Here is a 16,942-nt window from a genome sequence, read left to right as displayed (position 1 = left end):
ACGCCCCCTTTCCAGGCCGACGCCGGATCATGCGGGCGCATGCGTGTGCGTGGCGGGAACACGCTAGTCCCGCCGCGATCAGCCGGGGTATCCCCCCAAGCGGGTGCCAGCGCGGGTGGGCGTGCCGGCGGTCAGCCTCGAAGGCCAGGTGCCCGATCCGATGCGACCGCGACGTCGGTCGACGACGACACGCGCAGCGCCGTGAGCGCGCCGCGGATCAGGAACGCCGCCCACGCCGCGAGACCGAGCAGCTTGGCTCCGTCTTCCGCGAGCACCGATGCGACGGTGGCCGGCTCCGCGAGCACGTCGACGATCGCCGACATCCCGAACGCGAGGATCGCGAGCGTCAGCAGCCCCACGTCGAGGTGCCGGAGCACGACCGCGCGGAACCGCCAGACGTACGCGCCGAACGCCGCCGCATAGGCCGCGGCGATGAGCTTCGGCACCCACGAGGCGAACGTCGCGGTCTCGTGCAGGAGGAGCAGGTCGTCGAGCGCGAACGCCAGGCTGAGCGCGCCGCCCCAGGCGAGTGCCCGGCGGAGCCGGTGCACCCGGCGTGGGGCTGCGGCGGCACCGACGAAGGCGGCGCCCGCGGCGACAGTGATCGCGAGGATCCCCAGGTTCGAGACGAGGCCGTGCAGGGTGCTCGACGAGCCGCGCAGCACCGCCACCACCTGGCTGTCGCGAATCAGGTCGGTCGGCGGCACCCACGGCTGCGTCGCGACGACGACGATCACGAAGGCGACGGGGACGACGGCCGCCACGTACCCGAGCGGCGGCGTGCGGTCCGCGGCGCGGGCGTAGGCCCTCGCGAGGCGCACGGCGGATGCCGCGAGGCCGGTGTTGCGGGTGGGGTTCGGGGACACGGGGCTCTCTCTTCGGTTCGGGGGCGTTCGGCCTGGCGCGACCGGTCGCAGCACGGCGGAGCTCGGGCGGTGCGTCGGAACGCGCGCCGGGAGGATGCTGCGGGCGGGCATCGCGCCGTCGCGGGGAGGACGGGGCGAGCGGGGCACCTGCCCGGGCCGCCTGCTCGGGATGCAGGCGGAATCGACACAGTCTACCCGAAGCGCCGCGCCGCGCCATCCGTTCGCCGTGTTCGACGCAGGACGGCGCGCGCGGCGATACCGCGGGCCCAGCCGACTCTGCTAAGAAAGGGAAGTCCCTGCCCTGCCAGAGAATGGACCAGCTCATGACGACCGTGCGCGACGAGCAGCTCGACCCGAACACCCCCAGCGACTACGCCGCCGTCGGCGGCGCCCCGGCGATCACCGCCGTGGTCGACCGCTTCTACGAGCTCGTGGTCGGCGACGACCGCCTGCGCGGCTACTTCGACGAGGTCGAGATGGTCCGCCTGAAGCGGCACCAGGTCGCCCTCGTCTCGCAGGTGATGGGCGGCCCGGTCGCGTACGAGGGGCGGGAGCTCCGCGCCGCGCACTCCGGCATGGGCATCACGAGCGAGGACTTCGGCGCCGTCGCGGTCCACCTGGTCACCGCGCTCATCGAAGCCGGTGTCGAGCAGCCCATCATCGACCGGGTGGTGGGCACGATCGCCGGCACGGAGCCCGACATCGTCGAGGCGAAGACCCTCGCCGGGTGAGCCGGTGAACACCGCCGCACTCAAGGAGACGTGGTCGGCGGCCGAGAGCCTCGGCGACGAGGTGCCGCTGTACTTCTACTCCCACCTGTTCCTGTCGCACCCCGAACTGCGCGACATGTTCCCCGTCTCGATGGCGACCCAGCGCGACCGCCTGGTCGGTGCGCTGGGCCGGATCGTGTCGAACGTCGACCAGCTCGGCGAGGTGACGGCGTTCATCCAGCAGCTCGGCCGCGACCACCGGCGCTTCGAGGTCATCGCCCAGCACTACGACGCGGTCGGCGCGTCGCTCCTGGCGACCCTCGAGCACTTCCTCGGCGCGCTGTGGACCGAGGAGCTCGCCGGTGACTGGGCCGCCGCCTACGGCGTGATCGCGTCGGTCATGGTCGAGGCGGCGGAGGCCTCCGAGCGCACCAGCCCGGCGTCGTGGTCGGCGCGGGTGGTCGCCGTGGAGCGGCGCGGGCTCGACATCGCCGTCATCCAGGTGCGGCCCGAGCCCGAGCTGTCCTTCGAGCCGGGGCAGTCGGTCGCGGTGGAGGTGCCCGCGCGTCCGCGCCTGTGGCGCTACCTCAGCCCGGCCAACGCGCCGCGCGCCGACGGCACGATCGAGTTCCACGTGCAGCTCGTGCCCGGCGGCCAGGTCAGCAGCACGGTCGTGCGCGACCTCGCCGCGGGGGAGGTCGTGCGACTCGGTGCGCCCGTCGGCCAGGAGCTCGTGCTCGACGAGGCGGAACGACGGCGCGACCTCGTCATGGTCGCCGGCGGCACCGGACTGGCTCCGCTCCGCGCCCACCTCGAGCGGATCGACCACGACTGGAAGGCGACGGGGCACGCGCCGAACGTGCACCTCTTCCACGGTGCGCGGCTCCCGTCGGGCCTCTACGAGGATCGACTGCTCCGGAACCTCGCGGGCCGGCCCTGGTTCACCTACACGCCGGTCGTCTCCGACGACCCGTTCCACGACGGGCGGAGGGGCCTGGTCGGCGATGCCGCAGCGGCCGAGTCCGAGTCCCTGCAGGGCCGGCTGGCCCTGGTGTGCGGATCGCCGGCGATGGTCTGGCACGCCGTCGGCCGTCTGCGGGCCGCGGGGATCGCGCACACCGACGTGCGCTTCGAGCAGTACGCGACGCTCGACGAAGACAGTCATGCCCTGCACCACCACACCCAAGACCTGCAGCCCGCCGGGCTGCCGCAGCGCGAACAGGGGGACCACGCATGACGCAGCACGAGAACGACCCCGACATCCTCGCCGACACCCCGCCCGGGACCGCACCCGAGAACGCCCTGGCGCACGCGGTGAGCCGCCTGCCGGACACGCGTTCGGTGGAGTTCACCATGAAGATCCGGGGCGGCGCGTACGACCGCCTCGAGGTCGACAACTTCATGCGCGACCTCGCGCAGGCGATCGCGCTCGTCCAGTCGGCGTCGAGCGACGCCCGGCAGGAGATCGCCTCGCTCAGGGCCGAGACCGCTCGACTGCGCGACGGTGACGCGGCGCCCGGTTCCGGCATCGGCGCGAAGTCGGAGGAGGAGATCACCTCCGGCGCGGTCGGCCTGCTGACCCAGGCGCAGCTCATCGCCGACAAGGCGATCGCCGACGCCGAGCAGTACGCCCGCGACCTGGTGCTGACCGCACGCAACCAGTACCGCGAGATCCTCGAGCGCGCCGAGAGCACTGCCAGCCAGGCGACCGCGACGCTGCCGGCCGCGCAGGCGGCGGGCCCCGCCATCCCCGAGATCGAGTACGTGCGCACCTACGCGCAGGTCGCGCAGATCCAGCTCCGCTCGGTGCTCGACGCGCTCACCGAGCAGGTGGACCGCCTCGGCACCCTGCCGCAGCCGCAGCCGCAGCCGCAGCCGCAGCCGCAGCCGCAGCTGGCCGCAGCCGTCGACGCCGAGCCTCCGGCCCAGCCGCAGGAAGCCGGCCGATCGCAGCCGGAGCAGCCCGAGCCGGTGCGGCGACGCGACCGCGAACGCGAGCGCGAGGAGGGGCCGGCGGGCGAGCCGCAGTGGCAGCCCACCATCCCCGTCTGACCGCCCGGCGCCGCGGCGCGTGAAGCGCCCCCGAACGGGGGAAGCGTCGGGTGACCCCGGGGAGTAGCGTCCGAACTGCATCGCGACTCCAGGCAGCCCGATGCGAGTTCGCGATTGCATCCGGGGGGCGGCGATGTCGAACTGGTACAACGGCGTCCGGTCGATCCCGGATCCGGAGATGCGGAGGCGCTGCGCCGAACGGCTGGTGGCGATGCGCACGACGCTGGCGCCGCTGCGGGCCAAGCGCAAGGACTCGTCCATCCTGCTGGCGACCTGGAACATCAGGGACCTCGGTGCCGACAAGTTCAACCCGGCGGGGCGGCTCGACGAGTCGTTCTACTACCTCGCCGAGGTGGCATCCTGCTTCGACCTCATCGCGCTGCAGGAGGTGAACGACGACTTGACGGACTTCGACCGCCTCGTCCGGATCCTGGGCGGGAACTGGGACTACCTGCTCACCGACACCACCGAGGGCACCGGCGGCAACGGCGAGCGGATGGCGTTCCTGTTCAATCGCGACAAGGTGTGGTTCCGCCACATCGCCGGTGAGATCGTGCTCCCCAAGGGGCAACTGGTGGTGCCGGCCGCCGCGGTCGCGCCGCCCGCGGAGCGGACCCCGGCCGAGGCCGCGCTCGTGCCCGACCTCCCGCCGACGGAGGCCGAGGCGATGGAGGGGCAGCAGTTCGCGCGCACGCCGTTCCTCGTCGCGTTCCAGGCGGGGTGGTTCCGCTTCAACCTGTGCACCGTGCACATCTACTACGGGGAGGACTCGGGCGTCGCGCTGCGGCGGCGGATCGCCGAGATCCGGGCGCTCGTGTCGTTCTTCGCCAAGCGGCAGGACCGCGAGAGCCGGGGGAAGACGCCGCAACTGGCCGAGAACTACATCCTGCTCGGCGACTTCAACGTGGTGAGTCCCGAGCACGAGACCATGGCGGCGCTGACCGCCAAGAAGTTCCGCGTGCCCGAGCCGATCGACGGCACGAACTTCCCGAACCGGAACCACTTCTACGACCAGATCGCCGTGCGGGTGAAGGACCCGCGGTTCCGGGTGGCCGACGGCGGCATGCTCGACCTCTACCAGGACGTGTTCACCGACGACGACCTGCCGCTCTACGCGCACCTCGTGCCGCCGAAGCCCGTCCGCAAGAGCGAGTTGGAGCGCTACCGCACGTGGCGGACCTGGCAGATGTCGGACCACAGCCCGCTCTGGGTGGAGATCGCCACCGACTTCTCGGACGACTACCTGCGGGAGCTCGCCGCGGCGACCTGAGGCCCGGTCATCCGTGCTCGACCCGCATCCCGCGCGACCCGAGCACGCGCTCCACCGTGAGCTCGAGGACCACGCGCTGGGGATTCGGTCGCGGCTGCCGGTACCGCTCGGCGTAGAGCCGCACGGCCAGCTCGACCGACTCGGGATCGTCGAGGACCCGCGCCGGCCCCTCGAAGCTGATCCACCTCGCTCCGTCGACCGTGTTCACGCTGGCGCGACCGGAGCGCTGCGCATTGAGGAACTTCTGCGACCCGCGACTGCCGATGACGCGGACGACGCCGTCGAGGAAGGTGATGCCCACGGGAACGGAATGGATGCGCCCGTGCCGGTCGAGCGTCGAGAGCGTTGCGAGGTGGCGCTCGGCGAGGAACGCCCGTGCCTCATCCGTGATCATGGAGCCGATGACGGGAATCGAACCCGCGCTGTCTGCTTGGGAAGCAGAAGTTCTACCATTGAACTACATCGGCGTGCGGCATCCTGAGACGCCGCGGAGACCATCGTAGCAAGCCGCAGCCACCCCCTCGGTAGGCTGGCCTCGTGCTTCTCTCGGATCGCGACATCAGGGCCGAACTCGATCGCGAGCGCATCCGGCTCGACCCGTACGACCCGGCGATGATCCAGCCGTCGTCGATCGACGTGCGGCTCGACCGGTACTTCCGGCTGTTCGACAACCACAAGTACCCGTTCATCGATCCGGCCGAGGATCAGCCCGAGCTCACGCACCTCATCGAGGTGCGGCCCGACGAGGCGTTCGTGCTGCACCCGGGCGAGTTCGTGCTCGCGTCGACGTTCGAGGCGGTCACCCTGCCCGACGACGTGGCCGCGCGCCTCGAGGGGAAGAGCTCGCTCGGCCGGCTCGGCCTGCTCACGCACTCGACGGCGGGCTTCATCGACCCCGGCTTCACCGGCCACGTCACCCTCGAGCTGAGCAACGTCGCGACGCTGCCGATCAAGCTGTGGCCCGGCATGAAGATCGGCCAGCTCTGCTTCTTCCGCCTGTCGTCGCCGAGCGAGCGGCCCTACGGCTCGGCCGAGTACTCGTCGCGATACCAGGGGCAGCGCGGGCCGACGGCATCGCGCTCGTTCCAGAACTTCAGCCGAGCGGATGTCGGCATCACCGACGCCGGCTCGCCCGGCCGCTGAGCCCTCAGTCCTTCGGTCGTTCCAGGTCGTCCGCGTCGGCGAACAACGCCCGGACCAGCGCGACCAGCGCGGCGACCGCGCCGATCGCCGAGCCCGCCATCGCGATGACGAGGATCGTGCGCACGATGGCCTCCCACGGGACGGTCGAGTCGCCGAAGTCGAACGGGAAGACGGTCCAGAGGAGCACGAGCCCGACGATGCCGACGATCGTCGTGGCCAGGTCGCCGAAAGCGCGCAGCCACCTGCGGTCGAACACGGCGTTCAGGAGGTTGGCGACGGCGCCGACCGCGAGCCCCGCGTTGATCCAGGGCAGCACCTCCGCGAACCGGTCGTCGAGGAACGGCAGCACCTGCCAGCCGGGCCAGACGTTCACGAGGGAGAGCAGGACGACGTCGACGAGCGTCGCCACCGCGTACCCGACCCGGCGCGCGGTCGGACCGGCCGTTCGTCGCGGTCGCGGCGACGGGCCGGGTGCGTCGGGGATGGCGGCGGGATCGGTGGACATGGTCCTCCGAGTGTCGCGCGCCCGCGGGCGTGCAGGAGTGCCGAAGGGCCCTCCGGGGCATCAGGGGCGAACGGATGCCGCTCCGCCGTCGCCGAGCGCCGCCGCAGCCGTGAGCCGGTCGAGCCCGCTCGGCCCGCCCGTCACGAAGGCGGTGATCGCGTCGAGGGCAGGGTCGGCGCCGAGCACGCGGTTGTGGCCGTGGCCGTCGGTGACCACGAGGCGCGAGCGGGCGCCGTGGGCGTCGTGCAGCCGGTGCGCCTCGGCGAGCGGCACCTCGCGGTCGGTGCGGTCGTGCACCACCAGCAGCGGCATCGCCTCGGGCAGCGGCGTGACGGCGCCGTCGAACCGCGGCCACGGGTCGTCGAGGTGGGGCAGCACGCGCCGGGCGAAGCGGTCGGCGAGGGCGTCGACGGTCGCCTGCCCGACGCCGACGCGGGCCCCGAAGGAATCGAGGAGGTGCCGCGCCGACGACATGCCGCCGATCGCGACGACGGCGCCCGCGGCCACGCCATCCGTCACGGCCGCGCGGGCGGCCATCGAGCCGAAGGAGTGGCCGATCACCGTGTGGAACCGGCCTTCGCGCAACTGCAGCGCCTCGATCGCGGCGAGCCAATCGCGGATGTCGGCCCGGCGCCCGGCGGACTCGCCGTTGGCGGGCGCGTCGAACGCGACCAGCCGGAAGCCCTCCGCGCGCAGTTCGCGGACGATGGGGGCGAACTGCGAGGCTCGCCCGCGCCATCCGTGCACGAGCAGGATCGTGTCGGGCCCGTCGCCCCATTCGTACGCGGCGAGCTCGCGGCCGCGGACGCGCAGGGTGCTCCTCCGGGCCGCGAGATGGGTGGCGGCGTCCGCCGCGCGCACGGGCAGCGGTCTGCCCACCTGCCGGAACAGCGGCATCGCGAGGCGGGCGGCCGCGTCGGGGGAGAGGCGCTCGGCGGCGCGGACGGTCGCGGCGGCCGCGAGGAGGGTGCGTGACATGGAGGGCTCCGATCCGACGGGATGCGGGAGCGGCAGGGCCGCGGCATCCGCTCGAGTGATCAATACGAACGATCGTACGTTGAGTATACGAACGTTCGTGCGTAAACTGCAAGCATGAGTGAGACGATGCTGGCGAGCACGCCGACGGATGCCGCGGCGGCGACCGCCCAGCCCGACGGCCGGCGGCTGCGCGGCGACGCCTCGCGCCGGGTCATCCTCGCCGCGGCCTGCGACCTCGCCTCGGTCGAGGGGCTCGACCAGCTCTCGATCGGCCGGATCGCCCAGGCCGCCGGGCTGTCCAAGAGCAACGTCGCCACGCTCTTCGGCAGCAAGGAGCGGCTGCAGCTCGCCACCGTCGAGGCCGCACGCGACCGGTTCATCGAGACCGTGATCGATCCGGCCCGAGCGCACCCGCGCGGACTCGCGCGCGCGCTCGCCCTCGTCGACCACTGGATCGCCTACTCCCGCGACCGGGTGTTCCCAGGCGGGTGCTTCTTCGCCGAGGCCGCGGCCGACTTCGATGCGAAGCCGGGGGAGGTGCGCGACGCCGTGGCCTCGACGCTCCGCGAGTGGGGCGGGTACCTCGCCGCGACGCTCCAGCACGCGCACGACGCCGGCGAGCTCCCCGGCCTCGACGACGCCAAGCAGGCCGCCTTCGAGTTCAGCGCCCTGCTCGACCTCGCGAACCGCGACTCGCTGCTGACCGGGCGCAACTCGTCGTACCGGCGGGCGCGCGCTGGCATCGCCGCGCGACTGCGCGGCTGGGGCGGCGACGCCGAGGCGATCGACGCGTTCGTCGCCGACGCCGACGCCTGACGCCTGACGCCCTCGGGGCTAGAAGCTCGTGACGAGGTCGCCGAGCACCTCGTCGACCTCGGTGGGGTCGGTCGCGTCGTAGTAGTGGGCGCCCGTGGCGCTCGAGATCGACTGGAGCGTCTTCACGTCGGCGTCGGCGCCGTAGGCGAGCGTGAACACCAGCACCGGCGTGGAGTGGTGCATCTCGTCGAGCGTGCCGAGCATCTGCTGCGCCGTCGTGCTCGGGGCCTCGGTCTCGTTCCGGCCGTCGCTGAGCAGCACGATCGCGTTGATGCGGTCGGGGTCGAAGTCGGCGGCCTGGCGCTTGGCGAACGTGTCGACGGCCTCGTAGAGCGGCGTCCACTCGATGGGCTTCAGCGCGGCGAGGGCCGTCTCGAAGCGGTCGCGGGTGTCGGCGATGTCGTCGACGGCGCTCACCTCGCCCGGGGCGAGCGCGTTCGCGTCGACCTCGGAGAACGCGGCGAGTCCGACCCGGTCGCCGTCGGCGAAGTGGTCGAGCGCCTTCTCGATGGCGACCTTCGCGCCGGCGAGCTTCGACTCGCCCGTCGCGATCGGATCGCCCATCGACCCGGACACGTCGACCAGGAAGAGCACGTTGGCGCGCTTGCGCACCTCGGGGAACGCCTCGTGCATCGCCACGACGACCTCGGCGTCGGGGAAGTCCAGTCCGCCCTTCGGCGCCGTCGCGAGGGCGCCGACCTCGGCGACCTCCGCGTCGAGCTCGCCGTTGAGGTCGCGGTAGCCGGCGTCGCGCACCACGGCCTGGCCTTCCTTCGTGCCGGCGAACCGGATGAAGTCCTCGGCCGCCGCCGCCTCGGCCTCCTCGACCCACGAGCCGGTGAGCACGACGGCGGGGTTGTCCGCGACGTGGTGGCCGTCGGCGGGATAGATCGGCACGAGCTGCTCGGCGGGGGCCTCGCTCTCGATGCGGGTGACGCCGTCGCGGCTGGTGATGCCGCGGTTGTAGTCCCACACGGACTTCTCGTCGACGATGACCGCCGAGAGGAAGTCCGCGGCCGAGCCGCCCTTCTCCTCGCTCTGGCGGGCGTGCCAGAGGAAGTGCTCGGGGGTGGCCATGTAGTGGCTCGTCGCGAGCTCGTGCTGCTTCACCTCGTCGGCGACGTCCTCGTCGGAGATGTCGGCGGCCGTGACGTCGGCCACCGAACCCGCGGCGGCGCCGTACGAGGCCAGCATCGCCGACTCGCCGGAGGTCGCGACGACCGGGCTCGTCTTGCCGAGCTTGAACTCGCCCCACTCGGGATGGTCGAGGTCCGTCCAGACGTCGGCGTCGTCCGCCGTCTCGAACACCTCGGCCCACGTCGGCGGCTCCTCGTCCCAGCCGATCTCGGCCGCGAGCTCCTCGGGCATCGCCAGCACGATGTTCGACGACCCGATGCTGGTCGACGACGACGGCACGTCCGCCGAGCCGCCGGACTCGCGTGCGACGCCGAGCCACGACCCGGAGTCCGGGATCCACGCGACCGGACGCTCGTCCTCGGGCTGGTCCTCCCAGCCCGCGGCGGCGTCCTCGGCGGCCACGCCGGACTTGTCGCGGCTCGCGACCACCTCGACGCACGCTCCGTCGACGTCGCGCGGCTCGGCGTTGTACGCCTCGGCGAGGGTGGCGACCATCTCGGCGTTCTCGAACGAGGAGAGCACCCGCACGGTGGTGCACGGTCCTTCGCCGTCGGCCTCGGCGGGCTCGTCGGCGGGGAAGACGATGGGCTCCGGCGCGGCCGGATCGGCGTCGGCGGCGCTCGACGAACCCTGGTTGCCGATCACGGCTGCGGTGACCACGCCGACGCCGACGAGGAGGATCGCCGCGACCCCCGCGATGACGCCCCAGACGACCCGCTGGCGTCGCCGGCGACCTTCTTCGCGCAGGCGGGCTCGGTCGCGGCGGGCGGGGGCAGGGGTGTGGGTCATGGCGATTCGTGAGCCTATCTCAGGTGATGCTGGACGAACACAGGGAGCCGTCCCTTCACCCGGTCGAGTTGAGCATGCCGATGAGCACCGCGGTCCACCACGCCAGCTGCGAGACGACGCCGCTGACGATGTACGCGGTGCGTGCCGAACGGGGCAGCGCGCGGAAGTGCGCCTTCGCCGGCATGCGCGCCAGGTCGGAGGTCCACCGAGTGAGCGCCACGCCGTTCAGCGAGAGGACGAGGACGGCGAAGAGCTTGACCACCGTCAGCGGCTCGCCGAGGTCGGGCTGGAGCAGCGCGCCGGTCGCGAGTAGCCCGCCGAGGCCGACCCACACGGGGAGGATGAGGGTGCGGTCCGCCTGCCGGACCTCGCGCGCCGTGCTCCACCCGGTGGCCCAGAGCAGCCCGTGCCACTCGATCATCACGACCGCGCCGAGGCCGACGACGAGCGAGGCGAGGTGCAGGAAGAGCACGGGCAGGCGCATCCAGTCGGGCGGGGCGAGCAGCGTGCTCAGCCAGACCGTGAGTGCCCACGCCGCGGCGACCCCGGCGTACGCCGCCGCGCGCAGTCGACGACGACGGCGCCGCTTCTCACCGATCGTCATCGTCACGAGCCGACCACCGGTCCCTCGTCCAGGGCGCCCGGCATCGACGAGCGCCGGCCATCCGTCGCGCCCAGACTATCGGAGCGGATGGCGCGAGCGCCGGTACGCCGGCCCGGCTACTCGACCACGAGCGCGAGCGAGGTGTCGCCGCACGGGACGACCGTGACGCCGCCCGGCAGGCTCGCGGCATCCGTCACCCGGCCCGCGGCCTCGGCTTCGCGCAGCGGGGCGAGCGCGTCGGCCAGGCCCTCGAGGCGCAGCAGCGCGCCCGTCGCGCGGTGGGTCTCGCTCGACGCGACGATCCGGCTCGACGCGTTGACGATCGTGCACGTGCGCCCGGCGTCGCGGAGCACCGGCAGCAGCACGTGCTCGAGGCTCGCGACGTACACGTCGGCGCCCACGAGGCCGACCATCTCGCCGCCGACGCGGACCGGCGTGGTGATCGTCACCGTGTAGTCGTCGGTGCAGAGGTAGTCGACGTAGGGCCCGGTCAGGTGCCGGCTGCCCGTGCGCTCGGGGACCCGCCACCACTCGAGCGTGGTGTAGTCGCGGAACGACTCGGCGTCGGGGTCGCTCACGGCATCGAGGCGACGGATGCCGCGGGCGGCATCCGCCTGGAACGGCGACCGCCCGCTCAGCCACCAGGCGAGGTGCCAGGGCGCGTCGGCGAGGTACCCCGGAGCGGCGACGAAGCCGGCGCCGGTGATCAGGGTGCCGGGGCGGCCGAGCTCGTCGGCGACGAGCCCATGCACGACCGGGTCGAACGACGCGGCGCGCGGCTCCGGTTCGGCGGCGAGCCGCCGCTCGGCGTCGTCGCGCCACCGGTCGATGACGGCGAACACGGGATCGATGACGTCGGCGACGCGCCGGGCGATCGCGTCGGCGTCGATGGCGACGGCGTGCGTCATGATGCGCTCCCCTCCCTCGGCGGCGGGACCTCGTCCGCCGCATCGGCCTCCGCTTCGAGCCGCGCCTTCTCGTCGATGAGCCACTCGACGCACGAGGTGATGTGCGCCACGGTCGCACCGCGGGCGCGTTCCGGATCGGCGGCACGGATCGCGTCGATCACCTCGAGCCGCGACTCCCTGCTCCGGTCACGGTACTCCTGTCGGCGCAGGCACAGCCAGAGGAACGAGCCCGTCTCGGCCTGGAGGCGCAGTTCCTCGTGCACGAGCCTCGGCGACTGGCTGACCGCGGCGACCTCCAGCCGGAAGCGGCTGACGGCCCGCCGCGCGCCGCCGGGCGTCGCGAGGTCGGCGCGCGCGTCGATCTCCTCGAGCGACCGCACGTCGTCGTCGCTCGCGCGGTCGGCAGCGACCTCGGCGGCCATGCCGGCGATCGCGGCGACGAGCAGCGACAGGTCGCGGAGCTCGATGCGGCTGGTCGCGAGGAGCCGCTGGTCGACGAGTCGCGCGGACGTGTCGCGGTCGTACGTGACGAAACTGCCGCCGTCGCGGCCGCGGCGCGTGCGCACCAGGCCCTTGTGGCGCAGCGCGACGAGCGCCTCGCGCGCGGTCACCAGCGCCACGCCGAGCCGCTTGGCCAGCTCGGCCTCGCTCGGCAGGCGCTCGCCGTCGTGGAGGACGCCGGAGACGATCGCGTCGGTGAGCCGCTGCTCGACGAGCTCGGCGCGGCCCGCGCCGTCGAGCGGGGAGAAGATCACGGCGCGTGCGGCGTCGGCGCGCGCGGTCGCGTGCGGCATCCGTCCTCCTCGATGGTGCGCCGCGGCAGGGCCCCCGGACTGGGGGCGGGATCCGCCGCATCCGTGACCTGACCGTAACACGGACCTCTGGACTATGACATATGAAGCCATATGATTTTGAGCATCGACATCGAAGGAGATCGTCAATGACCGACCAGCAGCCGGCCATCCGGCTCACCGGGCTCACCAAGGAGTTCGGCGCCGTCACCGCCGTCGACCACGTCGATCTCGAGATCGCGGCGGGCGAGTTCTTCTCGATGCTCGGTCCCTCCGGGTCGGGCAAGACGACCGTCCTGCGGCTCATCGCCGGCTTCGAGCAGCCCACGGGCGGCACGATCGAGCTCTTCGGCGACGACGTGACCCGGCGCGCCCCCTTCGACCGCGACGTCAACACCGTCTTCCAGGACTACGCGCTGTTCCCGCACATGAACGTGCTCGACAACGTGGCGTACGGCCTGCGCGTCCGCGGCATCGGCCGGTCCGAGCGCAACGAGCGCGCCCGTCGGGCGCTCGCGTCCGTCCGCCTCGAGCAGATGGCCGACCGCAAGCCCGCGCAGCTCTCGGGCGGCCAGCGGCAGCGCGTCGCCCTCGCCCGAGCCACCGTCGTCGAGCCCAAGGTGCTGCTCCTCGACGAGCCGCTCGGCGCCCTCGACCTCAAGCTCCGCGAGCAGATGCAGGTCGAGCTGAAGCAGATCCAGCGCGACCTCGGCATCACCTTCATCTTCGTCACCCACGACCAGGAGGAGGCCCTCACGCTCTCCGACCGGGTCGCGGTGTTCAACAACGGGCGCATCGAGCAACTCGGCACCCCCGCCGAGCTCTACGAGCGGCCGGCCTCGCGCTTCGTCGCCGACTTCGTCGGCACCTCGAACCTCCTCGACGACCGCGTCTCGCGCGAGCTCCTCGGCGTCGGCGGCGTGCACTCGGTCCGCCCCGAGAAGATGACCGTCGGTTCCGGCGAGACCGGCCCAGGCATTCGCAACGCCCCCGGCACCGTCGTCGAGACGATCTACCTCGGCAGCGGCATCCGCCTCGTCGTCGACCTCGACGCCGGCCTGCGGATCAGCGTGCTCGAGCAGAACGACCGCAACCGCGTCCACGACGAGGACCGCGGCGACCGCGTCGTCGTCAGCTGGCACGACGACGACGTCATCGCGCTCGGCGGTGCGGATGCCGCCGAGTCGGCGCCCGCCGCCTGACGGCCGCACCCCGGAACCTGCACCACACCCACACAGAGAAACCAGGAGAGAACCATGATGCGCATCCCGCGCACGGCGCGCCGCGGCGCGACCGTCGGCGTCGCGATCGGCTCGATCGCGCTGCTCACCCTGACCGCCTGCGGAACCACCTCGGGCGAGCCCGCCGCCACCGGCGACGCCGCCACCGAGCTCGGCGACACCGAGGGCCAGGTCTCGATCCTCGCGTGGCCCGGCTACGTCGAGGACGGCTCCAACGACCCCGCCGTCGACTGGGTGACCCCGTTCGAGGAGGAGACCGGCTGCGAGGTCACGTCCAAGACCTACGGCACCTCCGACGAGGCCGTGAACCTCATGAAGACCGGCGACTACGACGTCGTCGCGGCATCCGGCGACGCCACCCTCCGTCTCATCGCCGGCGGCGAGGTCGCGCCCGTCAACACCGACCTCATCCCGAACTACGAGGGCATCTACGACTTCCTGAAGGACAAGGAGTGGAACTCCGTCGACGGGCAGTCCTACGGCGTGCCCCACGGCTACGGCGCGAACCTGCTCATGTACAACACGGAGGCCTTCCCCGAGGCGCCCACCTCGTGGGACGTCGTGTTCGACGACGCGGGTGAGAACTCCGGCAAGGTGACCGCCTACGACTCGCCGATCTACATCGCCGACGCGGCCGTCTACCTGATGACCCATCAGCCCGAGCTCGGCATCGAGAACCCCTACGCGCTCGACGAGGAGCAGTTCCAGGCCGCGGTCGACCTCCTCAAGGAGCAGCGCCAGCACATCGGCGAGTACTGGTCCGACTACCTGAAGGAGATCCAGGCGTTCGAGTCGGGCGACTCGGTCGTCGGCACCACCTGGCAGGTCATCCAGAACGTGCTCGCCGGATCGGGCGCGACCACCGAGGTCGTGCTGCCCGAGGAAGGCGCCACCGGCTGGTCCGACACGTGGATGGTCGGGGCCGACGCCGCCAACCCGAACTGCGCGTACGCGTGGCTCGACTACATCGCGAGCCCGGAGGCGAACGCCGCCGCGACCGAGTACTTCGGCGAGGCGCCGTCGAACCAGGCCGCGTGCGAGTTCCGCAGCGAGGGTTCGTGCGAGGCGTTCAATGCCGGTGACGAGGAGTTCGCCTCGAAGATCTGGTACTGGACGACCCCCGTCGCCGAGTGCGTCGACGGCCGCACCGACGTCGAGTGCGTCGACTACGCGCAGTGGACGGCGGCCTGGCAGGAGATCAAGGGCTGACCCCCTGACGCGGGCCGGGGAGTCCGGCGCCGCGGGCTCGAGATCCGCCCCCCCTCGATCTCGGGCCCGTGGCCGGGCTTCCCGGTCCGCCCCCGCCCCCTCGCCCCTCGACCCGCACCACCGAACTCCCCGAGCACCACCCGACAGGAAGCACGCATGACGATGAATGCGACGGCACCGGCACCGGTCCGCGGCCCGGACACCGACGACGGCTCCCGCGAGCCCGTCCGCAGGCCGAAGTCGGGGGCCGGCCGCCGCACCTCGGTGTTCCTCAGTACGCACCCGAGGATGCGGCTCGCGCTGCTGCTCTCCGCGCCGCTGTTCTGGCTCGGCCTCGTGTACGTCGTCGCCCTGGCGGCACTGCTCGTCACCGCCTTCTGGACGGTCGACAGCTTCACCGGCCAGATCCGCACCGAGTGGACGCTCGACAACATCGTCACGGTGCTCACCGGCTCGCTCTACCAGACGGTCACGTTCCGCACGATCGGCGTGGCGCTGCTCGTGACCATCATCGACGTCGCCCTGGCGCTGCCGATCGCGTTCTACATGGCGAAGGTCGCGTCGCCGCGCGCCCGTCGCATCCTCGTCATCGCGGTGCTCATGCCGCTCTGGGCGAGCTACCTCGTGAAGGCGTACGCCTGGCGGTCGGTGCTCTCGCAGGACGGCATCCTCGAATGGCTCGTCTCGCCGTTCGGCCTGCACACCCCCGGCTACGGCCTGCCCGCGACCGTCATCACGCTGTCGTACCTCTGGCTGCCGTACGTGATCCTCCCGATCTACGCGGGGCTCGAGCGCGTGCCCGACTCGCTGCTCGAGGCCTCCGCCGACCTGGGCGGCAAGACCTGGCCGACCGTGCGCCACGTCGTGCTGCCGCTCGCGATGCCCGCGATCATCGCCGGCACCATCTTCAGCTTCTCGCTCTCGCTCGGCGACTACATCACCGTGAACATCGTCGGCGGGGCGAGCCAGATGCTCGGCAACCTCGTCTACACGAACGTCGGCGCGGCGAACAACCTGCCGCTCGCAGCGGCGATCGCGCTCATCCCGATCGCGATCATCTTCGGCTACCTCGCGCTCGTGCGTCGCACGGGTGCGCTCGACAACCTCTAGGGGCGAACGGATGCGACTCTCCCGACTCTCGCGCACGATGCTCGGGGCCGTGGCCGGCCTCATCCTCGTGATCGTGTACGTGCCCCTCTTCGTGGTGCTCGTGAACTCGTTCTCGACCTCGACGTCGCTGTCGTGGCCGCCGCCCGGGTTCACCCTCGAGTGGTGGCGGCGCGCGTTCGCGTCGGCGGGCGCGATGGACGCGGTGGGCACGAGCGTGATGGTCGCGCTCATCTCGACGGCGATCGCGCTCGTGCTGGGCACGCTCATCTCGTTCGCGCTGCAGCGGTTCGACTTCTTCGGCCGGCAGACGGTGAACCTGCTCGTCATCCTGCCGATCGCGCTGCCCGGCATCATCACCGGTATCGCGCTGAACAACTTCTTCCGCACGATCATGGGCATCCCGCTCTCGATCTGGACGGTCGTGATCGCCCACGCCACGTTCTGCATCGTGACGGTCTTCAACAACGTGATCGCACGGCTGCGCCGCACCGGCACGAAGCTCGAGGAGGCGTCGGCCGACCTGGGCGCGGGCGTGTTCACGACCTTCCGGCTGGTGACGTTCCCGCAGCTGCGCTCGGCACTGCTGGCCGGCGGGCTGCTCGCCTTCGCGCTGTCATTCGACGAGATCATCGTGACGACGTTCACGGCGGGGTCGGGGGTGACGACGCTGCCGATCTTCATCCTGAACAACATGTTCCGGCCGAGCCAGGCGCCCATCGTCGCCGTCATCGCGGTGGTGCTCGTGCTCGTCTCGATCATCCCGATCTACCTCGCGCAGCGACTCTCGGGCGACGAGCAGCAGCGCCGCTGACG

General features: G+C 72.0%; 18 protein-coding genes and 1 tRNA gene. 10 read left to right on the top strand and 9 right to left on the bottom strand.

The genetic code is table 11. The features are described 5' to 3' along the window. Positions 1-131 precede the first annotated feature (131 nt). Positions 132-866: a DUF8692 domain-containing protein gene (locus tag ACUY4T_RS05315; protein WP_446017872.1), complete on the bottom strand. Its 735-nt coding sequence runs from the start codon at positions 864-866 to the stop codon at positions 132-134. Between the two features lie 323 nt (positions 867-1,189). Here ACUY4T_RS05315 and ACUY4T_RS05310 point away from each other — a divergent pair, with 323 nt between their 5' ends. From ACUY4T_RS05310 to ACUY4T_RS05295, 4 genes are all read left to right on the top strand, one after another. Next, entirely contained in the window at positions 1,190-1,597 is a 408-nt protein-coding gene (locus ACUY4T_RS05310) for a group I truncated hemoglobin (protein WP_446017871.1), read from the top strand. Between the two features lie 4 nt (positions 1,598-1,601). Then, positions 1,602-2,813 carry a globin domain-containing protein gene (locus ACUY4T_RS05305; protein ID WP_446017870.1) on the top strand — a complete coding sequence of 404 codons (1,212 nt, stop codon included), beginning with the start codon at positions 1,602-1,604 and terminating at the stop codon, positions 2,811-2,813. After that, complete coding sequence (locus ACUY4T_RS05300) at positions 2,810-3,628, top strand: DivIVA domain-containing protein (RefSeq protein WP_446017869.1); 819 nt, start codon at positions 2,810-2,812, stop codon at positions 3,626-3,628. Before ACUY4T_RS05305 ends, ACUY4T_RS05300 begins: the two co-directional genes overlap by 4 nt. A gap of 133 nt (positions 3,629-3,761) precedes the next feature. Further along, entirely contained in the window at positions 3,762-4,898 is a 1,137-nt protein-coding gene (locus tag ACUY4T_RS05295; RefSeq protein WP_446017868.1) for an endonuclease/exonuclease/phosphatase family protein, read from the top strand. Between the two features lie 7 nt (positions 4,899-4,905). On the opposite strand, the gene ACUY4T_RS05290 is transcribed toward ACUY4T_RS05295, so the two are convergent. Further along, on the bottom strand, positions 4,906-5,292 hold the full coding sequence (locus tag ACUY4T_RS05290) for a PPOX class F420-dependent oxidoreductase (protein ID WP_446017867.1): 387 nt from the start codon (positions 5,290-5,292) through the stop codon (positions 4,906-4,908). Further along, a tRNA-Gly gene (locus ACUY4T_RS05285) sits at positions 5,292-5,365 on the bottom strand. Before ACUY4T_RS05285 ends, ACUY4T_RS05290 begins: the two co-directional genes overlap by 1 nt. A gap of 70 nt (positions 5,366-5,435) precedes the next feature. Here ACUY4T_RS05285 and dcd point away from each other — a divergent pair. Continuing rightward, the gene (dcd, locus tag ACUY4T_RS05280; protein WP_446017866.1) at positions 5,436-6,041 is read left to right on the top strand and encodes a dCTP deaminase; all 606 of its coding nucleotides are present in this window, start codon (positions 5,436-5,438) and stop codon (positions 6,039-6,041) included. Positions 6,042-6,045: 4 nt separating this feature from the next. Here the strand turns inward: dcd and ACUY4T_RS05275 are convergent, their stop codons facing one another. Both ACUY4T_RS05275 and ACUY4T_RS05270 read right to left on the bottom strand, forming a co-directional pair. Then, a complete protein-coding gene (locus tag ACUY4T_RS05275; protein ID WP_446017865.1) occupies positions 6,046-6,546 on the bottom strand; it encodes a hypothetical protein in 501 nt (166 codons plus the stop codon). A 60-nt stretch (positions 6,547-6,606) separates the two neighbouring features. After that, the gene (locus ACUY4T_RS05270; RefSeq protein WP_446017864.1) at positions 6,607-7,524 is read right to left on the bottom strand and encodes an alpha/beta hydrolase; all 918 of its coding nucleotides are present in this window, start codon (positions 7,522-7,524) and stop codon (positions 6,607-6,609) included. Positions 7,525-7,638: 114 nt separating this feature from the next. On the opposite strand from ACUY4T_RS05270, the gene ACUY4T_RS05265 reads away from it, so the two are divergent. After that, complete coding sequence (locus ACUY4T_RS05265; RefSeq protein WP_446017863.1) at positions 7,639-8,340, top strand: TetR/AcrR family transcriptional regulator; 702 nt, start codon at positions 7,639-7,641, stop codon at positions 8,338-8,340. An 18-nt stretch (positions 8,341-8,358) separates the two neighbouring features. Here ACUY4T_RS05265 and ACUY4T_RS05260 read toward each other — a convergent pair whose 3' ends face one another. The 4 genes from ACUY4T_RS05260 to ACUY4T_RS05245 form a co-directional block, all read right to left on the bottom strand. Continuing rightward, positions 8,359-10,266, bottom strand: a complete 1,908-nt coding sequence (locus ACUY4T_RS05260; RefSeq protein ID WP_446017862.1) for a vWA domain-containing protein — start codon at positions 10,264-10,266, stop codon at positions 8,359-8,361. Between the two features lie 55 nt (positions 10,267-10,321). After that, positions 10,322-10,870 carry a hypothetical protein gene (locus ACUY4T_RS05255; RefSeq protein ID WP_446017861.1) on the bottom strand — a complete coding sequence of 183 codons (549 nt, stop codon included), beginning with the start codon at positions 10,868-10,870 and terminating at the stop codon, positions 10,322-10,324. A 116-nt stretch (positions 10,871-10,986) separates the two neighbouring features. Then, the gene (locus tag ACUY4T_RS05250) at positions 10,987-11,778 is read right to left on the bottom strand and encodes a cache domain-containing protein (protein WP_446017860.1); all 792 of its coding nucleotides are present in this window, start codon (positions 11,776-11,778) and stop codon (positions 10,987-10,989) included. After that, entirely contained in the window at positions 11,775-12,572 is a 798-nt protein-coding gene (locus ACUY4T_RS05245; RefSeq protein WP_446017859.1) for a FadR/GntR family transcriptional regulator, read from the bottom strand. The genes ACUY4T_RS05250 and ACUY4T_RS05245 overlap by 4 nt, the downstream gene beginning before the upstream one ends. Before the next feature lie 146 nt (positions 12,573-12,718). Between ACUY4T_RS05245 and ACUY4T_RS05240 the strand changes: the two genes are divergently transcribed. The 4 genes from ACUY4T_RS05240 to ACUY4T_RS05225 all read left to right on the top strand — a co-directional run bounded on the left by ACUY4T_RS05240 (position 12,719) and on the right by ACUY4T_RS05225 (position 16,940). After that, the gene (locus ACUY4T_RS05240) at positions 12,719-13,771 is read left to right on the top strand and encodes an ABC transporter ATP-binding protein (RefSeq protein WP_446017858.1); all 1,053 of its coding nucleotides are present in this window, start codon (positions 12,719-12,721) and stop codon (positions 13,769-13,771) included. Positions 13,772-13,825: 54 nt separating this feature from the next. Beyond that, the gene (locus ACUY4T_RS05235; protein WP_446017857.1) at positions 13,826-15,019 is read left to right on the top strand and encodes an ABC transporter substrate-binding protein; all 1,194 of its coding nucleotides are present in this window, start codon (positions 13,826-13,828) and stop codon (positions 15,017-15,019) included. Between the two features lie 156 nt (positions 15,020-15,175). Continuing rightward, positions 15,176-16,129 (top strand): ABC transporter permease, encoded by a 954-nt coding sequence (locus tag ACUY4T_RS05230; RefSeq protein WP_446017856.1) that lies wholly within the window; start codon positions 15,176-15,178, stop codon positions 16,127-16,129. Positions 16,130-16,139: 10 nt separating this feature from the next. After that, positions 16,140-16,940, top strand: coding sequence for an ABC transporter permease (locus ACUY4T_RS05225; RefSeq protein WP_446017855.1), 801 nt, complete (start codon positions 16,140-16,142; stop codon positions 16,938-16,940). Positions 16,941-16,942 lie beyond the last annotated feature (2 nt).

Source organism: Agromyces arachidis (assembly GCF_052805135.1).
This window is presented reverse-complemented; position numbering and strand designations above follow the sequence as displayed.

What these genes read in the sequence shown, in the direction of transcription:
- ACUY4T_RS05260 (WP_446017862.1), bottom strand. Translation starts at nt 10,266, where the DNA reads ATGACCCACACCCCTGCCCCCGCCCGCCGCGACCGAGCCCGCCTGCGC.
- ACUY4T_RS05230 (WP_446017856.1), top strand. Translation starts at nt 15,176, where the DNA reads ATGACGATGAATGCGACGGCACCGGCACCGGTCCGCGGCCCGGACACC.
- ACUY4T_RS05300 (WP_446017869.1), top strand. Translation starts at nt 2,810, where the DNA reads ATGACGCAGCACGAGAACGACCCCGACATCCTCGCCGACACCCCGCCC.
- ACUY4T_RS05245 (WP_446017859.1), bottom strand. Translation starts at nt 12,572, where the DNA reads ATGCCGCACGCGACCGCGCGCGCCGACGCCGCACGCGCCGTGATCTTC.
- ACUY4T_RS05250 (WP_446017860.1), bottom strand. Translation starts at nt 11,778, where the DNA reads ATGACGCACGCCGTCGCCATCGACGCCGACGCGATCGCCCGGCGCGTC.
- ACUY4T_RS05255 (WP_446017861.1), bottom strand. Translation starts at nt 10,870, where the DNA reads ATGACGATCGGTGAGAAGCGGCGCCGTCGTCGTCGACTGCGCGCGGCG.
- ACUY4T_RS05270 (WP_446017864.1), bottom strand. Translation starts at nt 7,524, where the DNA reads ATGTCACGCACCCTCCTCGCGGCCGCCGCGACCGTCCGCGCCGCCGAG.
- ACUY4T_RS05235 (WP_446017857.1), top strand. Translation starts at nt 13,826, where the DNA reads ATGATGCGCATCCCGCGCACGGCGCGCCGCGGCGCGACCGTCGGCGTC.
- ACUY4T_RS05310 (WP_446017871.1), top strand. Translation starts at nt 1,190, where the DNA reads ATGACGACCGTGCGCGACGAGCAGCTCGACCCGAACACCCCCAGCGAC.
- ACUY4T_RS05295 (WP_446017868.1), top strand. Translation starts at nt 3,762, where the DNA reads ATGTCGAACTGGTACAACGGCGTCCGGTCGATCCCGGATCCGGAGATG.
- ACUY4T_RS05290 (WP_446017867.1), bottom strand. Translation starts at nt 5,292, where the DNA reads ATGATCACGGATGAGGCACGGGCGTTCCTCGCCGAGCGCCACCTCGCA.
- ACUY4T_RS05240 (WP_446017858.1), top strand. Translation starts at nt 12,719, where the DNA reads ATGACCGACCAGCAGCCGGCCATCCGGCTCACCGGGCTCACCAAGGAG.
- ACUY4T_RS05275 (WP_446017865.1), bottom strand. Translation starts at nt 6,546, where the DNA reads ATGTCCACCGATCCCGCCGCCATCCCCGACGCACCCGGCCCGTCGCCG.
- ACUY4T_RS05265 (WP_446017863.1), top strand. Translation starts at nt 7,639, where the DNA reads ATGAGTGAGACGATGCTGGCGAGCACGCCGACGGATGCCGCGGCGGCG.
- ACUY4T_RS05225 (WP_446017855.1), top strand. Translation starts at nt 16,140, where the DNA reads ATGCGACTCTCCCGACTCTCGCGCACGATGCTCGGGGCCGTGGCCGGC.